Genomic DNA, 23,757 nt, shown 5'->3' on the forward strand with positions numbered 1-23,757 from the left:
TAATGAGGATAACAATGAAACCTATCTCTGTAACGATTTTAACGGGTTTTCTCGGCGCTGGAAAAACCACCTTATTACGTCATATTCTACAAGCTGATCATGGCCATAAAATCGCGGTCATTGAAAATGAGTTTGGTGAAGTACCGATTGATAATGCCATTATTGGTGATCGCGCAACACAAATCACCACATTGAGTAATGGTTGTATCTGTTGTAGCCGTTCCAATGAATTAGAAAATGCCTTATTAGATTTGTTAGATGCGTTAGATAATGGCAAGTTAGATTTTGATAGGTTAGTGATTGAATGCACAGGAATGGCGGATCCTGGTCCTATTACGCAAACTTTTTTTTCGCATGAAGCCTTATGCGAACGTTATCTGTTAGATGGTATTATTACTTTGGTCGATGCTCTTCATGCAGACAAGCAACTGAATGATTTTGCGATAGCACAAGCGCAAATCGGCTATGCAGATAGAATTCTACTCACCAAAACCGATATACAACCTCATCATGAAGCACTCATTGAACGCTTACAGCGTATTAACGCTCGTGCGCCAATTTACCCAGTGATCCATGGTGCTATCGACCTTGATTTATTATTTAATATTCAAGGTTTTTTATTAGACTCACAACTTCAAGTCAATCAGCCAACATTCCGATTTACGCCAAAACAGCAAAATGAAGTTGAGTCGATAGTGGTTGAATTTGATTATCCTGTAGAGTTAATGGCGGTATCACAGGTCATGGAAGAACTGTTACTCGGTTTTGCTGATAACTTATTGCGTTATAAAGGTATCTTATCGATTAAAGATGAACCTAAACGTTTACTATTCCAAGGGGTACAACGCCTTTATAGTGCAGATTGGGATAGAGAATGGGAAGTCGGAGAAGCGCGCAACAGCATACTGGTCTTTATTGGTATCCATTTGCCAGAAAAGGAAATTCGCGAAAAGTTTTCTCAACTTAACAAGGCTGAGAGTCAATAACGAAACCGTATTTAACATCCCTTCCCATTTAGGGAAGGGAAAATATCAGTCATAAGAAAAGAGTATTGCCGTTGATGAGGTGAAGTGACCTGCATTATAGAAAACGCCATCAATATTAGCTCGAAAATCAAGAGTGACATTTTGACCTCGCCCAACAATCGCTCCCGTTGACCCTCCAGTGTTGGTTTGATTGATGATTGGAGTGTTGTTGATAAAAAGTTGAATTGTTTTGCCATCGAGCTTTGGCATGTTGCCGAGGACGGAAACACGGACATTGGCAGTCGTGTCGCATTTTACAGAGCCAGTACCAATCGCTGTACTTGAAATAGGCTCTCCTGCTTTTACAATACCAAAATCAAGTGAATTAGGAACGGTCGCGCTACATGACAGATTGGCGGGGGTAACGACGCCACAAGTTGCATTTTGTGCAAGGACTGACACAGAGACTTTATTCTGCGGAACTGAGGCAAATCCAATACAAAGTGAGCCCCACTTTGTTGCAGGTGAGGACCAGATGAATCGATTTCCTTCGCTAATTTGGTAGGTGCCACGACTTCCTTTAGCGTTGACATAGCGCTGATAGGCTTCTTGATAAGTGATGTTGTTAGGAACCAATATCATGGATTGGTTTATCAACGCTGCCCTACCATTACAGAATCCACCTTGGTCACAGTCGGTACCCATATTTGAGGGACCTAACCCAGTTCTCGGGATTGGGCCAAAAAAACATTGAAGACTACCGCAAGAAATTGTGCCATTAGCCTCTCCAGATAAATCGATCCCCCAATCAAATCGAAGCTGAACTTGATTGCCAACCCTAACGATTTGATAAGGGCTCGCCCATGAAGATGCGGCGATAGCCGAAAAATTTATAAATAATAGGCTGATAAATAGTATAAATATTAAATATTGTTTTCTCTTTGTCATAACTAATATCTCATTAATATTTAATGAAATGACTCTATGAGGAAGATGTCATCTTATACTGAATTAATTGTAATCAAGTTCAAAAGTTGCCGTTGCAATAAAATCGCCTAATATCAGTGATTTATTTGATAGTGCTTCAGGGTCTATTTGAATAAAAGCCTGTAGTGCTAACGAATTATTTTTAGTTAATATCCTATTCGTGTGGCTTCCTTTGTTTATAGGAATTAAATCACCACTTTGTGATTCTATACCAAGTGCAATTCCTCTCGCCGAACTTGATGGTATAAGGGCAATTAGCCCCAGGGATATTGAACTTTCTGTACCACTGAATTTAATCGTGACACTTTTACTTAATTCTAAGTCGCAATTAATTAAGCGTATTTTAAAAGGGATACCTTTTGTTCTTGTGTATGTGTACAGATATTGATTAACGACAGTACCAAAATCAATTTCAATATTTTCATCACCAGGGAAAATATCGCAAGCATCTTCAATAAGCTGACCATCAAAATTAATATTAGTGGCAAAGCTGGGCGCTGCCATTGCGAAAAATAGGAGGCCTAAAATAGTATTAAACGGGATCATGATTTTTCCTATTGAAAATCGATAGTTAAATAACCCGAAGCCGTAAACTCATCAGCAATCAGATGGGTATTAGCGAGCTTTACAGGGACAGCCGAAATAATAGGTGGTGCATTAATATTAATAGAGAAAGGCTTATTTAAAGGTTGTGGTACACCATCAACCTGTATTTGGATCCCTATCTTTCCATTATTTTTAAGGGTCTGAGTATAAAGTGTTGAGTCATCAAATCCTCGGCCAGCTAAATTACCACTGAAGGTTAATTTAACATCCCATAATGGATGCGTATTTTTATTACAATTAAGTGTAAATGGAATTTGTCTACGAAAAGCATCGCCATCAATTTTTTGGATCCCAATTTTACCAAATGACACTTGCAATGGATTTTCTTCAGCAAGTTGACATATTGGCGGAATAATCAAATTACCGGTAAATTCCCAATTGGCGAGTACAATCAGTGGGAATGATGCCGTTATCATTATCAAGGTTAATAAGGTTGTTTTTTTCATAATAACCTCATTGATATTCAATTTGAAGCATAGCTGTAGCCGAAAATTGGCCACCATCGGTATCACTAAAGTTCGCACTCATATCCTTTATTGGAGCAACTTCAATGTTAGGAAGGTGATTATAGTTAAAATCGAGTAATGTATTGATTGGCTGCTGAATGCTATCAATATAAAATACAATCCCAATCTTACTATTAGAGGTGCTCAACCCACCATAACTATTGAAGCGGGTTGGATTACCAATCACTTTTAATTTTAAATTGTTTTTTAATATATTATGGCATGTTAATTCAAAAGGAATCGTTTGTTTATAATTGGCACCATTTAACCTTATTAATAAAACATCACCGAAGCTAACGGATTTTGGGGAATTAGTATTTAATAGACACACGGGGGATTCTATTTTTAAATTTCCTTTAATAGTAAGGTTGTAAGATGCCGCATAACTATTCGAAATTAATAACCCCAAAAATAACAGGTAAATAATGCGTTTTGGGTAAAGTATCATTGTGTTTTCCTTATTGATAATCGATGGACATAACAACTGTTCCATTGAAAGTTCCATTACGCTGTAGTGAGACTCCACTAGGTTTGATTGGAACAGCGAATAACACAGGAGGTTGATTTCCATAGGTGAAATTAATAGTAGCGTTATTGTTTAGCGGTTTATTTTCGTTATAAATAGCTAAACCCAAATTGGGGATACTCGTTAAGACGACTGATTTTCCATCCATGATTGCACTTGATGGCCAAAATAATGTCATTTTAAATGAGTTAATGAGAACCTGTTTACAGGTTAAATTAAAATTAATTCGCGTTTTTTTATAATCAGTACCATCAATTAATGTTTCATATATATCACCGATATCTGTGATGCTATTAATGACACTGCATTCTGGCTCTTGACTCACGACAATTGAAAAATGAAGCGTTTGTTGCTCAGCAGACGTTATCGCTGAAAATACAGGGAATAATAAAAAAAAAAGTGACTAATGCAATAATAATTCTTTGATGAAAATATCGCATGTTTCCTCCTAATCACTATCGAACGCTCATTGAGCGAAAATACAAACCTTCAATATTGTGAGAACTATAGCCAGTGCAGGAAATATGAACGGCTTACCGCGTTCATAAAAAACGCCTTGCAACTGAGTATGGTATTAATTCCCTTCACTATTCTTATCGGGAATAACGTTGCATTGCGTGTTTTGGCAATTAAATATCAAGGTGGGGCGGCCACCGTAATCATTGATATAGGTTAAAACAGGTGTATCCCCTAATGTTTTAATTGTTAAATTGAGAGGAGCCGAACTTTTAGGCTCAATCATAATGGGTTCAAAATTTGCTATTGATTGACCCTTTTTACGGGAGCTCGCATCGACAATGGTAATAAAAAAAGACGTCGGATTATTGACAATATATTGGCCATCTTGACGTGTTAAGGTTAGTTTTTCTTGCCATGGTTCGCTCATTGCTCCATTTGTTGGGATAATACTTGTTGGGCGATAAAACAGTTTTATACGCGTTTGTAATGCAAGTTGAAGCGTGTTGGGTTTATCACTTTTTGGTGGGATCTCACGCAAATTAAAATAAAATACAGACTCGCGGTCTAACGGTAAATTTTTGATACTAGGTGGAAGCGCAAGTATTTTTATCTGGCTTATTGTGCCTGCTTCAAGCCGTTGCACTGGGGGAATCACTGTAAAGGGAAGGTTGGTTTTATTTCCACTGCCATCTTCTAGCCAAGCTTGAGCTAAATAAGGTAATTGTTTATTTTCATTGCTAATATTTAATGAAATAGACTTGTCGTCACTCGTGATAATAGCACGAGTACGATCCAGTGCGATTGCAGCTTGTGCAGTTGAAAAATTGACGGATATTATCGTCGTTAAAAGCGTGCTAATTAAGTGGTGTCGATGTAAATATTGATTTTTTACTGTTTTAATAAGTAACTTTTTCATATCAAATCTCTTTATTAATAAATTTCTAATCATTGTTATTTGCTTAAAATAGGTATTCTTTTTAACGCGCTACTTTGTTAGCCAGCGTGTTGGTTTAATTGATTTGGGGCTAATTGGCATTGGCGAGACTTCCAAATACTTTTCTAATGGTGGCGGTGGCTGATTTTCGCTCACACAAGGTAATAACCAGTTGGTCATCAAAACGCTTTCATCGGGAAAGGTTTCTGGTAAATGTATTTGGCATTGAACGCTGCCATTCCATGTGACGTCTAATGTGTCACTAGCTTTTAAGCCAGTTAAGTAGATGCTCCCGTCATCGGAAATGATCCCAACTTGTTTTTTTCGTGTATTAGTTACGGTGGAACCGAATGGAGGAAAGCTATTATCTGCTAAGCGAATTATTGCCATTGCATTCGTGCCAGAGACCACTTCAAATTGGCGATATCCAATCGCTCCTTCCGTCAGTGTCGCTTGTTTGATGGATTGGCTAATCGCCGCGGTATCCGGCAATTTATTGACATCAATACGTACTTGATTGCGGTAGTAGCTATTGATGTCATTAATAACTGCATAACCAAAGGAATTGGTGTTAACGACTGCACCAAATCCTTGTATCGGTATATTTTCTACACCATCGGTTGAAACTAGGATGCGAGCACCACCCATTTGATTAATACGATGTAATGCAACACCTTCTTTAGTGGCAGTGAGACCACCATTAATACTCAGTGCAGCGGAACGATAGCGGTTATATTGATAGCTAGTATTGGTGCTGATTGCTGCATAGCTGCCATCATAATTATATGAACCGCCAATCGATGTGCCATCGCGGTTTATGCCTGAATTAAGGCTGTAATGACTGCTTTGATCTAATCGGCTGTAATAATTGGCTTGATTCGAAGTATCATTTTTATTCCAATTGCTACTTAATGAAATGGTTTTTGATTCACCCCAAGGAATTGATAAAGAAAAGTACGTACCATAATCATTTTGCTGATCAGCGCGATTATAAAATTCAGTCATATTTAAACTTAAGTTTTTAAAAGACCCTAAATCAAAATATTTTGCCAATGATAAACTATAGCGATCACTGTTTGGCTTATTCCAATAGGATTGGTGATAGAAATTTAAATAAGCGCTTAAACCCAGCGTAGTTAGCTGTTGGTTATACGAAATGGTGTACATCTCTTTACTATTAAATTGACGAATACCACTGGTTTGAGCATCAAGGTATTCCGACATGCTCATAAAACCTTCTTCCGAAAATCGATAACCAGCAAACGTCACTTGGCTATTTGCCTCATCAAAGCGCTTTGAATAACTTAATCGATAAGAACTACCTTGATATATTCTGTCTCCAATATCATACATATTGGTTAGACTGGCTCTAGAATGAGTGACATCAAAGGAGAGGGCGCCAAATATCGTTAGGTCACGGCCAACGCCTAAGGCGGCTGAGAGGTAGTTATTAGCGGTAACACTGCCGCCGTACAATGACCAGTTATTGTTTATTCCCCACGAAAATTCACCACTCGCAAAGATATCGCTATTGATCCGATGCTGATAATCAGAGGTTTTGCCCGCAGCAAGTTTATAACGAATTTGCCCCGGACGAGTTAAATAAGGCACAGTAGCAGTTGAAAGGGTAAAAGTTTGCGTACTGCCATCCTGTTCTTGAACCGTTACTCGTATCTCTCCTGAGAGCGCATCATTTAAATCTTGAATTCGAAAAGGCCCTGCGGGAACTTGGGTTTGATAAATAATATGACCTTGTTGGCTAACAATGACAGTTGCATTGGTTTTCGCGACACCAGTGATTTCGGGCGCATAACCTCGAAGATTTGGCGGTAACATATTATCGTCGGTAATAAGGCTAAATCCGCTAAAGCGGAAACTATCAAAAATGTCAGAAGTAAAGTAGTTTTCACCTAGTGTTAACTTTGCGCCAAGTGATTTAATTGCTCGGTAACTGTAATAACGGCTCAAATCAAAATCATTTTGCTGCTGTTGTCCTTGCGTTTTATTAATACGGCTTTGCCAATCAACACGAAAACGCCAAGCGCCAGTATTAAATCCCGTGATGCCGGTAGTATTAATACTGTAGGTCGTATTATTGGTTTTATGTGTTTGTTGATTAATTTGGGAAGTTAGATTGTAATCAAATAAGTAACCTGAAATTCCCTCTTCCCAGCGTGAAGGTGGATCCCAATTATCTGCCGTATATTCAAGATAGGCCTGTGGTACACTGATATAAAAGGCGGATTTAGGCAGATCGGCTCGGGCTTCCATACCCGGCAGGCTCTTTAAATTTAAACACTGATTATCGTGCCACCATGTTAATGCATCATTATATTCAGCCTTTAAACCCAGTTGCTTAACGATTTCCGGCGATACGCAAGCGGTAGACTCATCATTATTGTTCGGATCAAGATAAAAAAAGACTGTCTCATCATTAAAGGAGCTATTATTGATATAAATAGTGAAGCTGTATTCTCCTGGCATTAAATAACCAGGTTTTGAAAACTGTGCTAAGTTAATGTTAGCTCGATCATTAATATCAAGTATATTACTGTTGAATTCAATTTCATTTAACTGCGTGCTCATTGAGAATGAAGATAATAACAGTAAGGGTATAATTATTGTCTTTATGTTAAGCCAGGTCGTAATGTACGGTTGAATAGCGACCATAATATGTTTCCCCTAATGTCAATGTGTTGCTAATAAATTAAAATTAAAGATACTGTTATTTTTCTTTTTTATTTATATTTTAGTCATAGTCGACTTTAAATCGAATTTGAGTGTAATATAGCTCTGACGGTAAATTCTCTTCACGATTAATCAATGTTAATTGGTAGTTTAAGTTTATAATGCCTTGAGTGATATCTTGTGTTGGTATAGGAACATCAGGAATAATAATACGGTTAAATTGGTCATTAAGTCTTAGTGCAATTCCGCCTGAACCGCCATAATCTTTAACCAATGTTTTATCTTGGGTGCTCTCAAACGTAATGTGAAAATATTTCCAACCTAGCTTATTAATATCATTCGAGGTAGTGCGCTCAATTGAACAATTGATTAGACGAATGGTAAATTTATGAGGGGAACTCTCTCCATTACGTCTAATTTGAGTCAATGGAAGAGTTCCTATATCAATAGTTTGATCTCGGCTGCTCATATCAATTGAACATGCTGTTTCTACAATACTTCCACCAATTTTAATGGGAGTAACGGCTGTACTCATATTTGCAGTACCTATGAGCAGAAAGCTACCGAAAAAAACATTCATTGATTTCAACATTCGCCCTCTGTCTAAATTAATTCCCACTTATTTTTCTTAATTATTCACTGTCAGTGGAAAGAGTGTGTTATTCGTAGTTGAGTGTGAAATCTGCAACCGATGAGAATTCACCTACAGTTATCGTGTCGATATCACCGCCATTCCCCACCAGATAGGCCGAAAATTGTAGGGTATTATTACTATTTTGGATCTTTTGGAATGGAGTGGGTTGCCCTAACGTGATCACGCCAGCACTGCCATTAGCAATTTGAATACCAGCTCCTGACCCTGTACCAACAATTCCTAATGTTTTATTGGTTGTATCAAAACTGGCTGCTGCCCCACTAAAGGTTAATTGCACCCCCTTAGTTAATTTTGATACATCACAGTTTTCTAATAATATTTCAAACGGTCGCGGAGTTGATTTACCGCCAATGACTAATGCCATATTTGAAATTTGACCCAGTTCGATAATCTCTTTAGTCTCTGGAGAAATAGAGCAAGGTGCATCAATAATGGAGCCTTTAAATTTAATTTGGCCATGCCCCTGATCGCGTAGCGCATAAACATTTCCAACCGCAGAGACAGACAATAATAAAATCGGTAAAATAAATTTTAATTTCATAAGAATCTCCTTTAAAAAAGTAGGTTATTATTAGAAAGTCGCAGAATTTAACCCCACAGTATTGATATTACTGTAAAGGAAGCGTCATGAGACTGATTGTTATTTTTGTTTGAATAAAGTTCTATCCGAATAAAACCGGTGAACTGGAGGTTGGACTGCTATCATTATTGACCTTATTGAAAACGGATGTACTTAGCACCTTATTTAAATCAATGTATTTTTCAATAGATGCTATATTTATTTCTTCAATAAGTAATAAGTTAAACTCATCGATAGTAATATCGATTTTATCTAATAATAGCAGTAGTAAGCATACATTTATGCGGTTACTTCCACATTCATAACGCGACATTTGTTGTTGGCTTAAATTAACTAATTTTCCAAATTGCCCCGCCGTGAGTCCTTGGCTTTTTCTTATCCTTTTTAATGTTCTTCCAATAGCTAATGAGATAAATGAAAAAAAATCATTTATATTAATATCTTCACTCTTTTTCATTGATTCTTCCCCTTGTTGGATAAAGTAAAAATATTCAACATAATGAATATTTATTTAAGAGTTTATTTCTATACGATTTATTCTTTGTAAGTTTTATTTAAATGTGCTGATTTTAAGCAAATATAAAACGTATTTTTTTTAAGATCAAACCTTCTATAAATAGCAATTATTTTATTTTTATAAAAAACTCTCAACTGGAGTAACTAAGGAATTTATTAAAGGATAATAAAATCAATGTATTCATCCTTTGTGGCATACTTTTGTTGGTAAATATCTAGCATAAAATGCTAAAAATACAGACTCAATGAAGCAATTAAAGATAAAATATTAAAATAATTAAAAACTCATACTTTCTATTTTTTCCGTTACCATTCGCAACACTCTCATGTTAATTTGTATCTATTATTGTCTATTTGTAATGAATTATTGGTTGCTCACAATAAAATGGATTGTTTATCAGCGAGATAAAAAAATCAGTCTATTAACCATACAATTTATATGGCTTAGAAAATGTAATAAATATTAGAAATCAACCATTTGATTATAAGTTGAATCTGTTTTAATTACCTACTTTTTATAGGTGAATAGATATTTAAAAAGGAATGGCATTATCATTAATCATTGTGGGTTAGCAGCAAAGCAAATTAAAAAACAATTATTTTTTATAACCTGCATTGTTTATTTTTTGCTATTTTTTTCAGGTGACATAAAAAAACAGACAACATCTACTGTTGTCTGTTTTTTTGACTTACTTAGGATTAACGGGCTTTGGCTGCCATGATTTCAATAATTTGCACATCGGTATGGCGCATTGAGCCTGTCGCTAGCGAACATAAATTTGCTATCGATTGATCGACATCATCGGAAACAATGCCATCAGAGCCTCTTACACAGCTGTTGTCGAGCGCCATTAAAACGGCTTTGTAGGCCGCACTTGCACTTGTTGAAACTTTCATGGCACAACTATTCGATGCACCATCACAAATCATACCGCTGACATCACCGATCATGCTGCATATTGCCATTGCGACGACTTCATAGCGTGATTCTAGCAACCATGCGATACCTGCGGCGGCACCCATCGCGGCAGTTGTCGCAGCACATAATGCGGAAAGGGCAGGTAATTGATTATGAATATAGATAGCCATTAAATGGGATAGCATTAATGCTCTAGCTAATTGTTCTTCTGTTGAATGCAAATAATCTGCCGTGACAACAACGGGCATGGTGGCAGCAATCCCTTGGTTGCCTGAACCTGAGTTACTCATCGCGGGCAATATCGCCCCTCCCATGCGAGCATCAGATGCTGCGGATGTCCGTATCATAATTTCAGATAAAAGATCTTTTGATAGTAATCCACGATCACGTTGAGCTTGGAGTGTTTTTCCTATGTGCAAGCCATAGACATGACGTAACCCTTCTTGCGAGAGTGCATCATTTAACTGTGCAGCTTCTAAAATAAAGCGAATATCTTCAAATGGGGCTTGGGTTGCGAATTGATAAACGGCTTTTGCGGTCACCTCAGGGAGTGCGACATCGGCAGCACAATCAACAGGGGAAGTGTTTAATGGTGCTTTTTGGCTGATATCAAAAATGACATCATTATTAACCATCATCTTTACGAGGTTGGTGTGTGACCCTGCAATAATCGCTGTTGCAGAACCTTTGTCAGTAAACACTGTCGCTTCTGAATAGATGACATCATCACAAGGTTGTTTAATATTCACAGTCACTAGGCCTTGTTCGAGCATGTTTTTACTCGACTCAATAGCCGAAGTTGACGCTGACTTTAATACCTCAAGTCCGGCATCCGCATCGCCACCAAGAGCGCCTAATGCCGCAGCAATAGGCAGACCCACCATACCTGTTCCTGGCACAGTTACACCCATCCCATTTTTCATTAGGTTCGGTGAGACTAATGCGGTGACTCGAAGAATATCACCTTCAATACAAGAGGCTGCTTTTGCTGCCGCGAGTGCTAATGAAATGGGTTCGGTGCAACCTAAAGCAGGTTTAACTTCTTGTTTGACTGCATTGATAAAGTACTGCCAAAGAAGTGGCTGGGCTTGAGTTTGCATCGTAAATTCCCCTTCAAGAACATCGTATTAATAAGGGTATTTTAAATAATTATGAGGAGAAAATTTTCATTATGTTAGGGGGGAAGTTTAAATTTTATAGAAATATTTTCTATGAATTTAGTTAAAAATAGAAACTATTTTTAAGTTTGACCTTTATCACAAAGTCTCCTGCCTAAATATTTAGGCAGGAGTAAGGTGACGTTAATCTCAACTTTCGAGGTCGAGTCGTTTATTTTGCCATCGCCGAGAACGCCAACGCCATGCATTGGTTAAACCACGTAACCACTCATCAGCAAAGAAGCCGATCCAAATACCCAGTAAGCCCATTTCCATTTTAATACCAAGAAAATAGCCTAGTGGAATCGCAACGCCCCACATAAAAATAATGGCGGTACACAGTGGGAAACGCGCATCACCTGACGCTCTTAATGCGTTAACCATAACAATATTGATGGTACGACCCGGTTCTAAAAAGACTGAGAGTAAGAACAGAGGCAGTAACACATGGATAATACTTTGATCTTCAGTTAAATTATCAAGAATAGGGTCTCGGAATAACCAGAAGAAAAAGACTACGCCAATCGTGACATAAAAGCCCATTTTGAGGCTTTTCAGCCCGCGTTTGTAAGCATCATCGAAACGTTTAGCACCAACAAGGTGCCCCACCATAATTTCATTACCTATACTGATTGAAATACCAAATAGCATAATAAAAAGTGAGAGTTGGAAATAAAGTGTTTGTGCCGCTAACGATGTTTCGCCCATTAAACCGATAAACGCAGATGCGGTCATAAAATGTAGGATCCACACTAAGTTCTCGCCGGCAGATGGCAAGCCAATATGCAGGATTTTTCCTAACATATTACGTGACCAGCGTATCAGTAATTGTGGGGAGAACTTAATTCTTAGCCCATAAAATAATAAGCAAAATAGCAGTATAACAGCCACAACCCGCCCTACGACGGTTGACCAGGCGACGCCTTCAAGGCCATATTGAGGCAGGCCAAAAAAGCCATAAAGAACAATCATGTTACCAAATACAGTGATGACGTTAGCTATCAGTGTTACCCACATTGCAGGTTGAGCTTTGCCATAGACGCGCAAACAAGCCGCAAGAATAATGGATATCGCTTCAGGGATTAAACAGATTCCTAGAATATGTAAGTATGCATAACCATCTTGCATAAGATGAGATGGTGTATTCATGATGCTAAGAATTTTATAACCAAAAAAGAGTGCAATCAGGGCACTGGAAAAACCTAATAAAAAGTTGAAAGCGATAGAGATGTGGATAGCTTGGCTGGCTTTTTCACGTCGCCCAGCCCCTAAATATTGCGCGATAACAACACTACACCCCACACTGATAAAGTTAAAAATGGTGATAAACAGATCAAATACCTGATTTCCCACCCCCATTGCCGCTAGGTAGGCTGTTGAAACATGGCTCACCATATAGGTGTTGATGAGTAATGTGGCCAAATGAAGAAAAATATCAATAAATATTGGCCAACTGAGAGAAAAGAGTGATCTCTCAGTGACATCAGATTGATGCATTAAGAACCTTCAAAATAATTTAAAAAGTGATATACCAGAAAAGTAGGCTGATTCTACCCGCATTTATGTTGAGTTAATAGAGTTTAAATACGCTTATTTAAAAGGAAGTTAATCTTTTGTTTAATAATGATGATTCTGCTAATTTATTCTAGATTGATATTCATTTTATCAATGCAAAAAACAACATCAGCATAGTAAAGGAGTCACAATGACAAAAATTAAAGCCGCAATAGTGGGATACGGCAATATTGGCCGCTATGCACTCGAAGCGGTATTGGCAGCTGAAGATTTTGAACTTGTTGGCGTAGTTCGTCGAAATGGACAAGATATCCCAGCAGAGTTAGTCGGGCATACTGTTGTCGATGATATTGAAAAATTAGGCAAAGTAGACGTTGCGCTGCTGTGCTCTCCGACTCGTGTAATTGGTGATTTAGCGGAGAAAATCTTAAATCTGGGGATTAATACGGTTGATAGCTTTGATGTCCATTCAGAGATCGTGGCATTAAAAAAACGTTTAGATAAGGCTGCTAAACAACGCGATAGCGTTGCCATTGTTTCTGCTGGTTGGGATCCTGGTTCTGACTCCATTATGCGTGCCTTAATGTTAGCGATGGCACCAAAAGGCGTTACTTATACTAACTTTGGCCCAGGAATGAGCATGGGGCACAGTGTTGCAGCAAAAGCGATTGATGGGGTGAAGGATGCCTTATCGGTCACCATTCCACTGGGTACGGGAGTGCATCGCCGCATGGTTTATGTGGAACTCGCTGCAAATGCAAATTTTGATGAAGTGGCTAAAGCCATTAAAGCGGATAGCTATTTTGCTTCCGATGAAACACATATTCGCCAAGTGGATAGTGTGGATGCACTAAAAGACGTTGGTCATGGTGTACATATGACGCATAAAGGTGTTTCTGGCGCGACACACAATCAACTATTTGAATACTCAATGCGTATTAATAATCCAGCATTAACTTCTCAGTTTATGGTTTCCGCAGCACGAGCAACGATGAAGCAATCACCAGGGGCATATACTGTGATTGAAATTCCACCAGTGAATTTCTTACAAGGTGATCTTGATAATTTGATTGCTAAGTTAGTGTAATCACTGGATGGCATGATTGTAATGAATGCACTCATGCCAGTTCCGTTGATACGCGTTATACTTCAAATGTCGCATCGTATTAAGAAAGCTCGTTATATTCTTCTTTATCCGCAACGATGTTGTCATTTACCTTATTAGTGGATAGTTTATGGGATGATTGACGTTGTCTCAATGAGGTCAGCTAGATAGTTTGAGATAAAAAAGGACTTTATCATGGCTAAAAATTCAAAAAGAAAAAATAATATCACCACAGAGACAAAAACATTCTTTTCAGCAAAAAGCACCCCACAAACAGTTGTAGAAAATAAACATGCATTTAGTGTATTGCGTTTTTTGTCAAAAATAATAAGTGTGTGTTTTTCTCTTTTTTATGTTGGTTTTATTTTTTCTGTTTGGTTTTTTCCTGAATATTATGATGTTGCTTTAATTTATAACTTAACGCTGATCCTTATCTTCGAGTTTATTTTAGTACACTCGGGTGTTTTTATGTCAATAACCAATAATATCAAGGTGTTGATAGGTTTTGCATTATTATACGGATTGTTTGCTTTTGCGTTTAATTACTCCGTGCTTGGTGATTCACCGCTGATCCTTTATTTATATAGTTTCACCATATTAAATCGCATATTATACGGTTTTAGTAGCCGAACTGATGAAGAGCGTAAAGAGAATTTGGGGAATTCCGCTATGATGGCGGTAAATTTTATGTTTTGCATCGTTCTGGTAGTCATCGTGTCTTCGCTAGTCCCTTATGGTGGACTGACGCCCAATTATTTATCGTCAATCGACTACTATAATACAATCCCACACGGTGGAGAATTTCCTGAAAAACCACACGTTGCCTTTGCTTTTGGTGTTTTATATTTTGGTTTACCTGTCGTGTTACCACTATTTTTTAAACTATTAAGTAAAAAATAGGCTAATGTCTAATTAGGTAACAATCTTCATATGCCACAAGGCCAACAAGGTAAAATAAATAAAAAAGCACCTACCGAAGTAGGTGCCCTGGTGTTGACAAAGTCTCATTGTGATTAAAGCGGCTTAATAATTATGATTGATGAACGTTATTTGCTTGCAGCCTATGCTTATATTGTTTTGCGTATTAACGCTTAATGGTTTTGAATTTTTGGGTTGTTGCAGTGAGTGCGACTTCAGTTGGCAAACGTTCCATCGAGCTAGCGCCATAAAAACCATGGCATTCAGGGCAGTTTGCTAATATATATTCCGCATCTTCAGGTGTTGCAATTGGACCACCATGGCACAGAACAATGACATCATCGCGTACTGCTTTTGCCGCTTTGGCCCAGTCATTGATTAAAGGTACGCAATCTTTAAGTGTTAGTGCCGTTTCTGCGCCAATATTCCCCCCAGTGGTTAAGCCCATATGAGGAACAATAATATCAGCACCGGCTTCGGTCATTGCTATCGCATCTTCACGGCTGAAAACATAAGGGGTGGTTAATAACCCTTTTTCATGGGCTAAACGGATCATATCGACTTCTAAGCCATATCCCATGCCGGTTTCTTCTAGGTTAGCCCTAAAGTTACCATCTATTAGGCCAACGGTTGGGAAATTTTGTACCCCAGCAAACCCTTTTGCTTTGATCTCGTCAAGAAAGTGGTCAAACTGGCAAAAAGGATCCGTACCGTTAACTCCAGCAAGTACAGGTGTGTGTTTTACAACAGGCAAAACTTCTTTTGCCATGTCCATCACGATTTCGTTAGCATTACCATAAGCCAGTAAGCCCGCGAGTGAACCGCGTCCAGCCATACGGTAGCGACCTGAGTTATAAATAACGATTAAGTCTATACCGCCAGCCTCTTCACATTTTGCGGATAGGCCGGTACCGGCACCACCACCAATAATTGGTTCGCCTCGAGCGATCATCTCTCTGAATTTTTTCAGTAAGCTTTCGCGATTATGTTTCATTGATGAACCTCTACTTGTTGTTCAAAATTTCCTGGTGTAATTGAATAACTTGTTCGCAGAACTCAATTGAGTTGATATGGTACGGACTCAAAATAAGTTTGCGTTTTTCTGTTGTTATAAGATTTTCGGTTAATGCATTGATAAAGGCTTGGTCTGCTTCTGGATCCCAGAATGGGGCACCTTCAATATCCAGTGCAGAGAAGCCGGCTGTTGGAATAATAAAGCGAATTTCCCCTTCACAGCGGTTAAGCTTATCGGCAATCCAACGACCCATTTGTTGATTTTCTTCTTTTGTTGTACGCATTAACGTAACTTGTGAATTATGGTTATAGAATAACCGGTCACGATAATGCTCTGGTACTGTCGATGGGCGACCAAAATTGACCATATCTAGCGCCCCGCATGACAGTACACAAGGTGTTTGTGTTCTTGCGATTGCGCCAAAACGATCTTCATCGCATGCTAAAACGCCACCAAACAGATAGTCACACACTTCCGTTGTCGTGATGTCCAATACGGAATCTAATAAGTGGCTATCAATTAATTTTTCCATGGCTTTACCGCCACTTCCCGTCGCATGGAAAACTAAGCAGTCATATTGTGATTCAAGTTGCTCGGTTAGCTGTTGAACACACGGGGTAGTGACGCCAAACATAGTTAGTGCAATAGCAGGTTTTGATGCCTCTTCATATTTATCTTCACGATTAAAATAAACGGCACCTGCAATTTGATTTGCAGCGTTTTTTAATACCTTACGAGAAATAACATTTAAACCTGAGACATCGGTGACCGAATACATCATTGAAATATCACTTGCACCGATATAACCGGATATATCCCCTGACGCCATCGTTGAAACCATCAGTTTAGGTATGCCAACAGGGAGCGCTTGCATTGCTGGAGTAATTAGCGCTGTACCACCGGAACCTCCTAAACCTAAAATAGCGGCAACATCATCTTGGGCACTGAGGTACAGACTAAAAGCCTGTGACATAGCTTCAATGGCTTTTCCTCTATCACCACAAAACACGGCTTCAGCTCCGGAAGGATGGTAAGCCGCAACAGTGAGAGCCTTAATATCTGCATTTCTGTTTAGTTGAGTTGGTTGCGTCGTCAAATCTACTGAACGTACAGATAAACCTGCTTCTTTGATCAAATCGCAGACATAGAACAATTCATCGCTTTTAGTATCTAGCGTGGTTGCTATATAGATGTATCCCTGATGCTGTTTCATCGGAAAATCCTTACAGGTTAGGAAGATGTTTAATTTCTCATCTGAATGAGACTATAGTATCATTTTGGATAAAAGTAAAATGAGATTGCAGTCTCATTTTTGGGGTTTATTTAAATATCATGATGTTATATTTTTATCTCAATGATAAATAAGCATTTTAAAATTTTAATGGCATATTAAAAACCGCATTTTTTATAACAGACGAACGATAACATTCTCATCGTTATTAATAAGCAGTAGCTGTAGCCATTGTAAAGTGTCATGATGAGTCACCCATTCACTATAGTAGCGAACATGTTTTAAAGGGAGGGAAACGATGTCATTCACATATTCTAATCATGAATATAAAGGAACAAGGAAGCGAACTTATAACTTATTGGTGAATACGGCACTGGCTCTTTTTGAAAAAGGGGATATGCCCTCTATTTCGGAGCTTGCTATTGAGGCGGGCGTATCAAGAGCGACAGCTTATCGCTATTTTCCAACGCAAAGTGATTTGATTGCGGCAACTGTTAATGCCAGTTTAGGGCCCATTTTGACATGGCGACCGCAAAGTGAAAAAACGGAAGAGCGTATTGAGGAGTTGCTGACATATGCACTCCCTAGAATGTTTGAGCATGAAGGCGTCTTGAGAGCCGCATTACAAGTATCGTTACAGCAGTGGGCACAAAGTCGCGCTCTGACGCAAGATCCTAAAGAAAAACCACTGGAAAGAGGAAACCGTAAAAATATCCTCGCGATGGTTACTGCACCAATGAAAGATGATTATCCGCAAGATGTTATTGATAAAGTTATCAAAGCATTTTCAGTCATTTATGGCTCTGAAATCTTTCTAGTACTCAAAGATATTTGGAAGCAAGATGACGCTGAGGTGATTGAAATTGCACAGTGGATGGCGAAAGCGATTATTAACCAAGCCACAGCAGATAAACATGCCCGAGAATGCTGAGGTATCGCATTAAAAGAACGGTAGGGGAAAACCTATCGTTCCTTATAGGTGGAGTTACAAAGATTTCATAAAATAATATCTTTCATGTTTAATTGGGTAATCAATGAGTGTTGAGATCACCTGATAGCCCTGTTTCTCATAAAAAGGTTTTGCTTGGAAACTGAACGTATCGACTTGAGCATATTTGGCACCTAACTCTCTCGCTTTATTTTCCATCGCTTGTAGCAATTGTGAACCGATGCCTTGCTTCCTCAATGATTCTTCAAGCCAAAAGTAGTCAATTCGTAGCCAATTTCCGAGTATTGAACCTGTTATTCCGCCTAATATTGCCTCTTCTTGCTCATAAAATACGGCTAATGGAGAATGAATATCTTCACTGAAAAATTGTAAGTTATAGTTAATCAATGATTGATGAATATGCGCAATTTCAGATTTAGCAGGGGATGTTGCGACGCGTATTGCCATAATTTTTCTTATCTTTCAATGTAATGATAATTTATGAGTTTATATACTATTTAATAATTTAATGAATTTAAAGTATTAAGAAGATACTATTAAGACTATTACAGATGATATCGATGCGCTAAGTGCTCTTAGAGTAATAGGATTTCGCGATGATAAGATTATTGAAGATGGGCTTAGGCATTGCTATTTGTGCCTTAATTGGTGGAACCCTCACTTATCTTGGCGTACCTCTCGCTCTTATGTTTGGCCCAATCATTGCGGTGATTGTTTTTAATCGCTTCAACATTCAATTTGCTATTCCCAAATATACCCTCACATTTGTTCAGATATCATTAGGAACGTCCGTGGGATTGATGTTTAATCAAGTCTCATTAGGGCAAGCAGAGAATCTATTTCTACTTCTTCTGCTGTTGGTCGTCTGCTTGGCTGTCCAATTTTCATTCAGTTATTTTTGGTTTCACCGCAAAGTCGGATGGACAAAACAAGAAGCGATGCTGGGCTCTGTTCCGGGAGCCATGGCTGCCATATTAGCCTTAACAGATCATACGCATACGCCTCCACAAAAAATCGTGATTTCTCATACGATCCGTCTCATTATTTTAATTCTATTGGCAGGAATTGTGGTAGGTAGTCATGGGGATCCTCAGCCTCTGATTGTACTACCATCCTTAACATTGGAAGCGACCTTCTGGTTAACGGTGATTGTATTAACAGGACTCGGATTAGGCTTGGTATTGCAGCGAATGCATGTTCCTGCCCCCTTTATGCTGACATCATTAGGTGCCGCGACGTTGATCCAAGGCTGGCTTGATGTACAAATTCATTTTCCGGTGATGATCACTGAGCTCAGTATGGTTTTGATCGGGATGAATATTGGTAACCACTTTATTGTTTTTCCACTGTCGTCATTGATCAAAAATATCTATTCATCTGCCCAAGTGGTGGTGATTAATATCTTTTTAACCTTATTGATCACACTGTTTGCTGCATGGGTCACTGGCTATCCTCTATCGGTATTGCTGCTGGCTTGGGCGCCAGGAAGCATGGAAGCGATGACATTTGCGGCGATCACCATGAACCTTGATGCTGGATTTGTCATGTCAAATCACATCATTAGGATGGTAATTATTCAAAGTATCCCTTCGATAGTGATGTTTTGGCAAGAAAGACGCGTGAAGAAAAAGGAAGGTTGAAGTGAAATAATGATAACTCCCCTAGTGAAGGGGAGGGAATTATTTCACATAAGCAAACAAGCCTAATGAATCCCGGGCAAGAGATTGGCACTTAAATTCTTGTGATAGCGGGATACCTTTTAGGTCGTTGTAGCTTTCTTTGTTGAGCATGGTCATCTTGTGAGAATCGTAATCACCAAGATCCCATTTATTACTACGGGCAAAATAGACAATTGCGCGCTCAATTTCCCTATCAGGGATTTGTGAATAGCCACAATCATATTTTAGGTAGATAAAAACCGCCGTCAGATCGGCAAGATCTTCAGCTTCATTGGGGGTCAGTGCTCTGGCAGAATGTGTTATCCCTAACAGAGTAATGATGTAAAAAATCACAGTAAATTTGCGCATTCAATATTCTATCTGTTTTTTATGTCAAGTAACGTTAACATAATAATAGAATTGTTAGTCAAGTATATTTTTCTTAAATAAGTGTAATATACCCCTAACAACCCTATGGTTTCCTTGACCTTCCTGTAAGGGGAAGCTTTATCATTTTTAGATATTAAACCATATTTTGGCTCTAAACGGTAATAGCCTACAGTGCCATAGAATTTTTACTCGGTTTTTAATTTGATAAATAAAAGGAAGGTTATCAATGTTACGTCGCGATTTCATTAAGCTAAGTGCTATCGCTTATGCTGCAAGTGCACTGCCTGTGTGGAGCCGTATCGCTGTGGCTGCCGACAATTACCCGACACTGGCTATCCCACCTCTGATAGAACCTGATGCGCAAGGTAATCTTCAACTTGCGATTAAACAAGGGGTTTCTCAATTTGTTCCGGGTAAGAAAACAACAACGTGGGGGTATAACGGGGATCTACTCGGGCCAGCACTTAGCTTGAAAAATGGTCAAAACGTCAATATTCATATCGCTAATCAATTACCGGAAGAGACGACCGTTCACTGGCATGGCCTTGAAATATCAGGAGAACAGGATGGTGGACCGCAGGCAATTATTAAGCCAGGAGCTAGCCGCAAAGTTAATTTCACTGTAGAGCAACCAGAAGCCACTTGTTGGTTCCACCCTCATACACACGGAAAAACAGGCCATCAAGTCGCTATGGGGCTTGCGGGTCTGGTTATCATTAAAGATGAGCAAAGCAATAAGCATGGATTGCCGAGTACCTGGGGCGTTGATGATATCCCAGTGATTTTACAGGACAAGCGTCTTAAGGATGATGGACAAATTGATTATCAATTAGATGTGATGAGCGCAGCGGTAGGTTGGTTTGGTGATCTCATGTTAACCAATGGCGCGGTATTCCCTAAGCACGTCGCGCCGAAAGGTTGGTTACGTTTCAGACTACTTAATGGCTGTAACGCACGTAGCTTGAATATCTCAACGAGTGATGGCCGCAAAATGTATGTGGTGGCGAGTGATGGTGGATTACTTGCGGAACCTATCGCAGTCACAGAGTTGCCGATTCTTATGGGGGAGAGGTTTGAAATCTTAATTGATGCAACGGATGGCCGCTCTTTCGATTTAGTGACATTACCGGTTAATCAAATGGGAATGACGCTTGCACCATTTGATCAACCTTTACCTGTACTGCATGTCGAAACCACGATGAGTGCGAGTGAGGGGCAGCTACCGACTCAGTTGGCAAGTTTACCAGCACTGCCTTCATTAGCTGGATTAACTCGTCGTCGTTTCCATTTAATGATGGATATGCGTTTGGATATGCAGGGTATGATGATGCTACGTGAGCGCTATGGTGACCAAGCTATGGGCAATATGGGGGGCCATGGTGGCATGATGCAAGGTCATATGATGCAGAACAGTGGTATGGATCATGGCAATATGGGCCATGGTAATATGGGGGGAATGCGTAATAGTGGCGGCCATTGTGGAACAAATTCAGGTGAGCTAGATATATACAACGCCAATACGATTAATGGACAAGCCTTTTCTATGACAGAAGCAGCCTTTAATGCTGCCATGAATCGACAAGAGCTATGGGTGATTTCGGGTCGTGGGGATATGATGTTGCATCCATTCCATGTTCATGGGACACGTTTCCGTATATTGAAAGAGAATGGTAGAGCCGTGGAACCACACAGACAAGGTTGGAAGGATATCGTTAAGGTTGAAGGCCAAGTCAGTGAGGTATTAGTTGAATTCAAACATCCCGCCACTAAACAGCATCCTTATATGGCTCATTGCCATTTATTAGAGCATGAAGATACAGGCATGATGATGGGATTCACTGTTAGCTAACAGGCTAACGGTTCATTAATTGTTGAGTATGTTAGGGGCTGACTATTGTGGATACTGTTAGCCCCTAACAATTAGAAAGTGAACAATAAAGCCATTTGGTTGTTGTTATTATTTATAGCTTATACGGCCTGGTCTGTGGCACTACGATGAGAGTGAAAATAGGCATGTCACTCATTAGGTCAATAATGGTTATTTGGGTAAAGGGTAGCGTAACGCAATTTCTGGTGTATTAGCGAGGATCCTACCGGAATGAAGACAAAGGTAACAAGCAATCTCTTCAGCACTGAATTCATCGTCTATCTCTTCATTGTTAAACCATTCATCTGGCCAATAAATCAAATCTGAAGCATTTGCATTGGGAAAATTGATATCTAGCAATTCCAATGCATGGCCTTGCTCTGCTTCGCTTCCTTCCGCACTGCAAATAAAATCGACAATCATGACAAGCTCATCGAACTTAAGGTCATCAATATAGGTGGATTGAAGGAGTGCGGAGCAGATAAAGTCTTGTTCGCTGATCCATGAAGGGTAATCTCTAAACTCATGAAATTCGAAAGTCCTGACTGCAATTTCATTCCATTGTGAAATGTGTTTTTGTACAGTTATATCGCATTCATTACGCTGATGGTGTTGGATTTCATGTGTGATTAGTTCTAATAGCGTTTTCAGGCGAGCAATCTTCTGTTTCTGGGGTTTTTGAGGGGCTAATCTTTGTGGTAAAGGCATCAACAATTTCCTTTTTGAGTTTGTGAGCTTTTATTTTATTCATTAAATAACGTTATCAATAGTCTTAAATTTCTCTTTTCTTGACGTTAATCGAAATTTATATCCAATTGTTTTGTAATTATTTATTTTGTTTTTGATGATTTTTATATCAATGTGTTTTGAATATCATTCTACGTATTTGATAAAATTTATAACAAGTCACAGGATCCTCTTTTACGACAAATGGTGAGTTCTGTTATACTTGCTGAAAATTTTGTTCTCATATTTTGTATGTTATTACTTTTTCGTTCTTAAATGTGCGAATTCTTTGATATGAAATATGATTTTTAGTATTGAAAACAAATAGGTATTGGTAAATTGAAACATACTCTTGAAGTTATGATCTCTGAAGAAGAGCTCAGCCAGCGAGTCAGTGAACTTGCTGAAAAAATTAGTGAGCATTATAAAAATATTGAAGGCGAGCTGGTATTAGTCGGCTTGTTAAAAGGCTCCTTTATTTTTATGGCTGACTTATGTCGTAAAATTGACGCGCCTCATGAAGTCGACTTCATGACTGTTTCAAGTTATGGCAATGCGATGAATTCAAGTCGTGATGTTAAGATAGTCAAAGATTTAGATGAAGATATTCGTGGAAAGCATGTTTTGATTGTCGAAGATATCATTGATTCAGGTAATACCTTAAATAAGGTGCGCGAAATTTTTGAGTTGCGTGGTCCAAAATCAGTGGCTATCTGTACGCTACTCGATAAACCATCACGCCGTGAAGTGGATGTGCCAGTTGAATGGATTGGCTATTCGATTGAAGATAAATTTGTGGTGGGTTATGGCATCGATTACGCGCAGCAATATCGTCATTTACCCTATATTGGTCACGTTACACTGATCGAAGAGTAATCACTCACG

General features: G+C 38.8%; 24 protein-coding genes. 7 read left to right on the plus strand and 17 right to left on the minus strand.

Annotated elements, in window-relative coordinates; translation table 11 throughout:
* Nucleotides 1-14 precede the first annotated feature (14 nt).
* On the plus strand, nucleotides 15-986 hold the full coding sequence (gene yjiA, locus M1F03_RS05485; RefSeq protein ID WP_154622263.1) for a GTPase: 972 nt from the start codon (nucleotides 15-17) through the stop codon (nucleotides 984-986).
* 45 nt (nucleotides 987-1,031) lie between these two features.
* Here the strand turns inward: yjiA and M1F03_RS05490 are convergent, their stop codons facing one another.
* The 12 genes from M1F03_RS05490 to M1F03_RS05545 form a co-directional block, all read right to left on the minus strand.
* Nucleotides 1,032-1,913 carry a hypothetical protein gene (locus M1F03_RS05490; protein WP_154635726.1) on the minus strand — a complete coding sequence of 294 codons (882 nt, stop codon included), beginning with the start codon at nucleotides 1,911-1,913 and terminating at the stop codon, nucleotides 1,032-1,034.
* Nucleotides 1,914-1,976: 63 nt separating this feature from the next.
* The gene (locus tag M1F03_RS05495; RefSeq protein WP_251463723.1) at nucleotides 1,977-2,498 is read right to left on the minus strand and encodes a fimbrial protein; all 522 of its coding nucleotides are present in this window, start codon (nucleotides 2,496-2,498) and stop codon (nucleotides 1,977-1,979) included.
* Nucleotides 2,499-2,506: 8 nt separating this feature from the next.
* A complete protein-coding gene (locus tag M1F03_RS05500) occupies nucleotides 2,507-3,004 on the minus strand; it encodes a fimbrial protein (protein ID WP_251463725.1) in 498 nt (165 codons plus the stop codon).
* A gap of 7 nt (nucleotides 3,005-3,011) precedes the next feature.
* Nucleotides 3,012-3,557: a fimbrial protein gene (locus M1F03_RS05505; protein WP_318840101.1), complete on the minus strand. Its 546-nt coding sequence runs from the start codon at nucleotides 3,555-3,557 to the stop codon at nucleotides 3,012-3,014.
* Nucleotides 3,523-3,915: an MrfE protein gene (locus tag M1F03_RS05510; RefSeq protein WP_318840102.1), complete on the minus strand. Its 393-nt coding sequence runs from the start codon at nucleotides 3,913-3,915 to the stop codon at nucleotides 3,523-3,525. Before M1F03_RS05510 ends, M1F03_RS05505 begins: the two co-directional genes overlap by 35 nt.
* Before the next feature lie 249 nt (nucleotides 3,916-4,164).
* Nucleotides 4,165-4,965: a fimbria/pilus periplasmic chaperone gene (locus M1F03_RS05515; protein ID WP_251463732.1), complete on the minus strand. Its 801-nt coding sequence runs from the start codon at nucleotides 4,963-4,965 to the stop codon at nucleotides 4,165-4,167.
* Between the two features lie 69 nt (nucleotides 4,966-5,034).
* Complete coding sequence (locus M1F03_RS05520; protein ID WP_318840103.1) at nucleotides 5,035-7,653, minus strand: outer membrane usher protein; 2,619 nt, start codon at nucleotides 7,651-7,653, stop codon at nucleotides 5,035-5,037.
* Nucleotides 7,654-7,732: 79 nt separating this feature from the next.
* Nucleotides 7,733-8,263 (minus strand): fimbrial protein, encoded by a 531-nt coding sequence (locus M1F03_RS05525; RefSeq protein ID WP_154622803.1) that lies wholly within the window; start codon nucleotides 8,261-8,263, stop codon nucleotides 7,733-7,735.
* Between the two features lie 67 nt (nucleotides 8,264-8,330).
* Nucleotides 8,331-8,867, minus strand: a complete 537-nt coding sequence (locus M1F03_RS05530; protein WP_154622804.1) for a fimbrial protein — start codon at nucleotides 8,865-8,867, stop codon at nucleotides 8,331-8,333.
* A 121-nt stretch (nucleotides 8,868-8,988) separates the two neighbouring features.
* Nucleotides 8,989-9,363 (minus strand): helix-turn-helix domain-containing protein, encoded by a 375-nt coding sequence (locus M1F03_RS05535; RefSeq protein ID WP_163860822.1) that lies wholly within the window; start codon nucleotides 9,361-9,363, stop codon nucleotides 8,989-8,991.
* Between the two features lie 758 nt (nucleotides 9,364-10,121).
* Complete coding sequence (locus M1F03_RS05540) at nucleotides 10,122-11,441, minus strand: serine dehydratase subunit alpha family protein (protein ID WP_251463736.1); 1,320 nt, start codon at nucleotides 11,439-11,441, stop codon at nucleotides 10,122-10,124.
* Between the two features lie 207 nt (nucleotides 11,442-11,648).
* Entirely contained in the window at nucleotides 11,649-12,995 is a 1,347-nt protein-coding gene (locus tag M1F03_RS05545) for an MATE family efflux transporter (protein WP_154623573.1), read from the minus strand.
* 208 nt (nucleotides 12,996-13,203) lie between these two features.
* Between M1F03_RS05545 and M1F03_RS05550 the strand changes: the two genes are divergently transcribed.
* Complete coding sequence (locus M1F03_RS05550; protein WP_163860824.1) at nucleotides 13,204-14,100, plus strand: diaminopimelate dehydrogenase; 897 nt, start codon at nucleotides 13,204-13,206, stop codon at nucleotides 14,098-14,100.
* A 213-nt stretch (nucleotides 14,101-14,313) separates the two neighbouring features.
* A complete protein-coding gene (locus M1F03_RS05555; RefSeq protein WP_195848170.1) occupies nucleotides 14,314-15,018 on the plus strand; it encodes a hypothetical protein in 705 nt (234 codons plus the stop codon).
* Between the two features lie 184 nt (nucleotides 15,019-15,202).
* Here M1F03_RS05555 and M1F03_RS05560 read toward each other — a convergent pair whose 3' ends face one another.
* Together M1F03_RS05560 and M1F03_RS05565 are read right to left on the minus strand one after the other, a co-directional pair.
* Complete coding sequence (locus tag M1F03_RS05560; RefSeq protein WP_154623571.1) at nucleotides 15,203-16,030, minus strand: phosphoenolpyruvate hydrolase family protein; 828 nt, start codon at nucleotides 16,028-16,030, stop codon at nucleotides 15,203-15,205.
* A 10-nt stretch (nucleotides 16,031-16,040) separates the two neighbouring features.
* Nucleotides 16,041-17,264 (minus strand): Tm-1-like ATP-binding domain-containing protein, encoded by a 1,224-nt coding sequence (locus M1F03_RS05565; protein WP_251463738.1) that lies wholly within the window; start codon nucleotides 17,262-17,264, stop codon nucleotides 16,041-16,043.
* A 316-nt stretch (nucleotides 17,265-17,580) separates the two neighbouring features.
* Here M1F03_RS05565 and M1F03_RS05570 point away from each other — a divergent pair, with 316 nt between their 5' ends.
* Complete coding sequence (locus tag M1F03_RS05570; protein WP_251463740.1) at nucleotides 17,581-18,213, plus strand: TetR/AcrR family transcriptional regulator; 633 nt, start codon at nucleotides 17,581-17,583, stop codon at nucleotides 18,211-18,213.
* Between the two features lie 54 nt (nucleotides 18,214-18,267).
* Here M1F03_RS05570 and M1F03_RS05575 read toward each other — a convergent pair whose 3' ends face one another.
* On the minus strand, nucleotides 18,268-18,678 hold the full coding sequence (locus M1F03_RS05575; RefSeq protein WP_251463742.1) for a GNAT family N-acetyltransferase: 411 nt from the start codon (nucleotides 18,676-18,678) through the stop codon (nucleotides 18,268-18,270).
* Between the two features lie 149 nt (nucleotides 18,679-18,827).
* On the opposite strand from M1F03_RS05575, the gene M1F03_RS05580 reads away from it, so the two are divergent.
* Complete coding sequence (locus tag M1F03_RS05580; protein WP_154622591.1) at nucleotides 18,828-19,871, plus strand: AbrB family transcriptional regulator; 1,044 nt, start codon at nucleotides 18,828-18,830, stop codon at nucleotides 19,869-19,871.
* A 39-nt stretch (nucleotides 19,872-19,910) separates the two neighbouring features.
* Here the strand turns inward: M1F03_RS05580 and M1F03_RS05585 are convergent, their stop codons facing one another.
* Nucleotides 19,911-20,258 (minus strand): YacC family pilotin-like protein, encoded by a 348-nt coding sequence (locus M1F03_RS05585; RefSeq protein ID WP_154622590.1) that lies wholly within the window; start codon nucleotides 20,256-20,258, stop codon nucleotides 19,911-19,913.
* A gap of 247 nt (nucleotides 20,259-20,505) precedes the next feature.
* On the opposite strand from M1F03_RS05585, the gene cueO reads away from it, so the two are divergent.
* Nucleotides 20,506-22,128 (plus strand): multicopper oxidase CueO, encoded by a 1,623-nt coding sequence (cueO, locus tag M1F03_RS05590; RefSeq protein WP_251463744.1) that lies wholly within the window; start codon nucleotides 20,506-20,508, stop codon nucleotides 22,126-22,128.
* A gap of 189 nt (nucleotides 22,129-22,317) precedes the next feature.
* On the opposite strand, the gene M1F03_RS05595 is transcribed toward cueO, so the two are convergent.
* A complete protein-coding gene (locus tag M1F03_RS05595) occupies nucleotides 22,318-22,854 on the minus strand; it encodes a hypothetical protein (RefSeq protein ID WP_251463746.1) in 537 nt (178 codons plus the stop codon).
* A gap of 357 nt (nucleotides 22,855-23,211) precedes the next feature.
* Between M1F03_RS05595 and hpt the strand changes: the two genes are divergently transcribed.
* The gene (gene hpt / locus M1F03_RS05600) at nucleotides 23,212-23,748 is read left to right on the plus strand and encodes a hypoxanthine phosphoribosyltransferase (RefSeq protein WP_154622716.1); all 537 of its coding nucleotides are present in this window, start codon (nucleotides 23,212-23,214) and stop codon (nucleotides 23,746-23,748) included.
* The last annotated feature ends 9 nt before the right edge of the window (nucleotides 23,749-23,757 follow it).

This window comes from Providencia sp. PROV080, from assembly GCF_033688105.1.
Classification (GTDB): Bacteria; Pseudomonadota; Gammaproteobacteria; order Enterobacterales; family Enterobacteriaceae; genus Providencia; species Providencia zhejiangensis.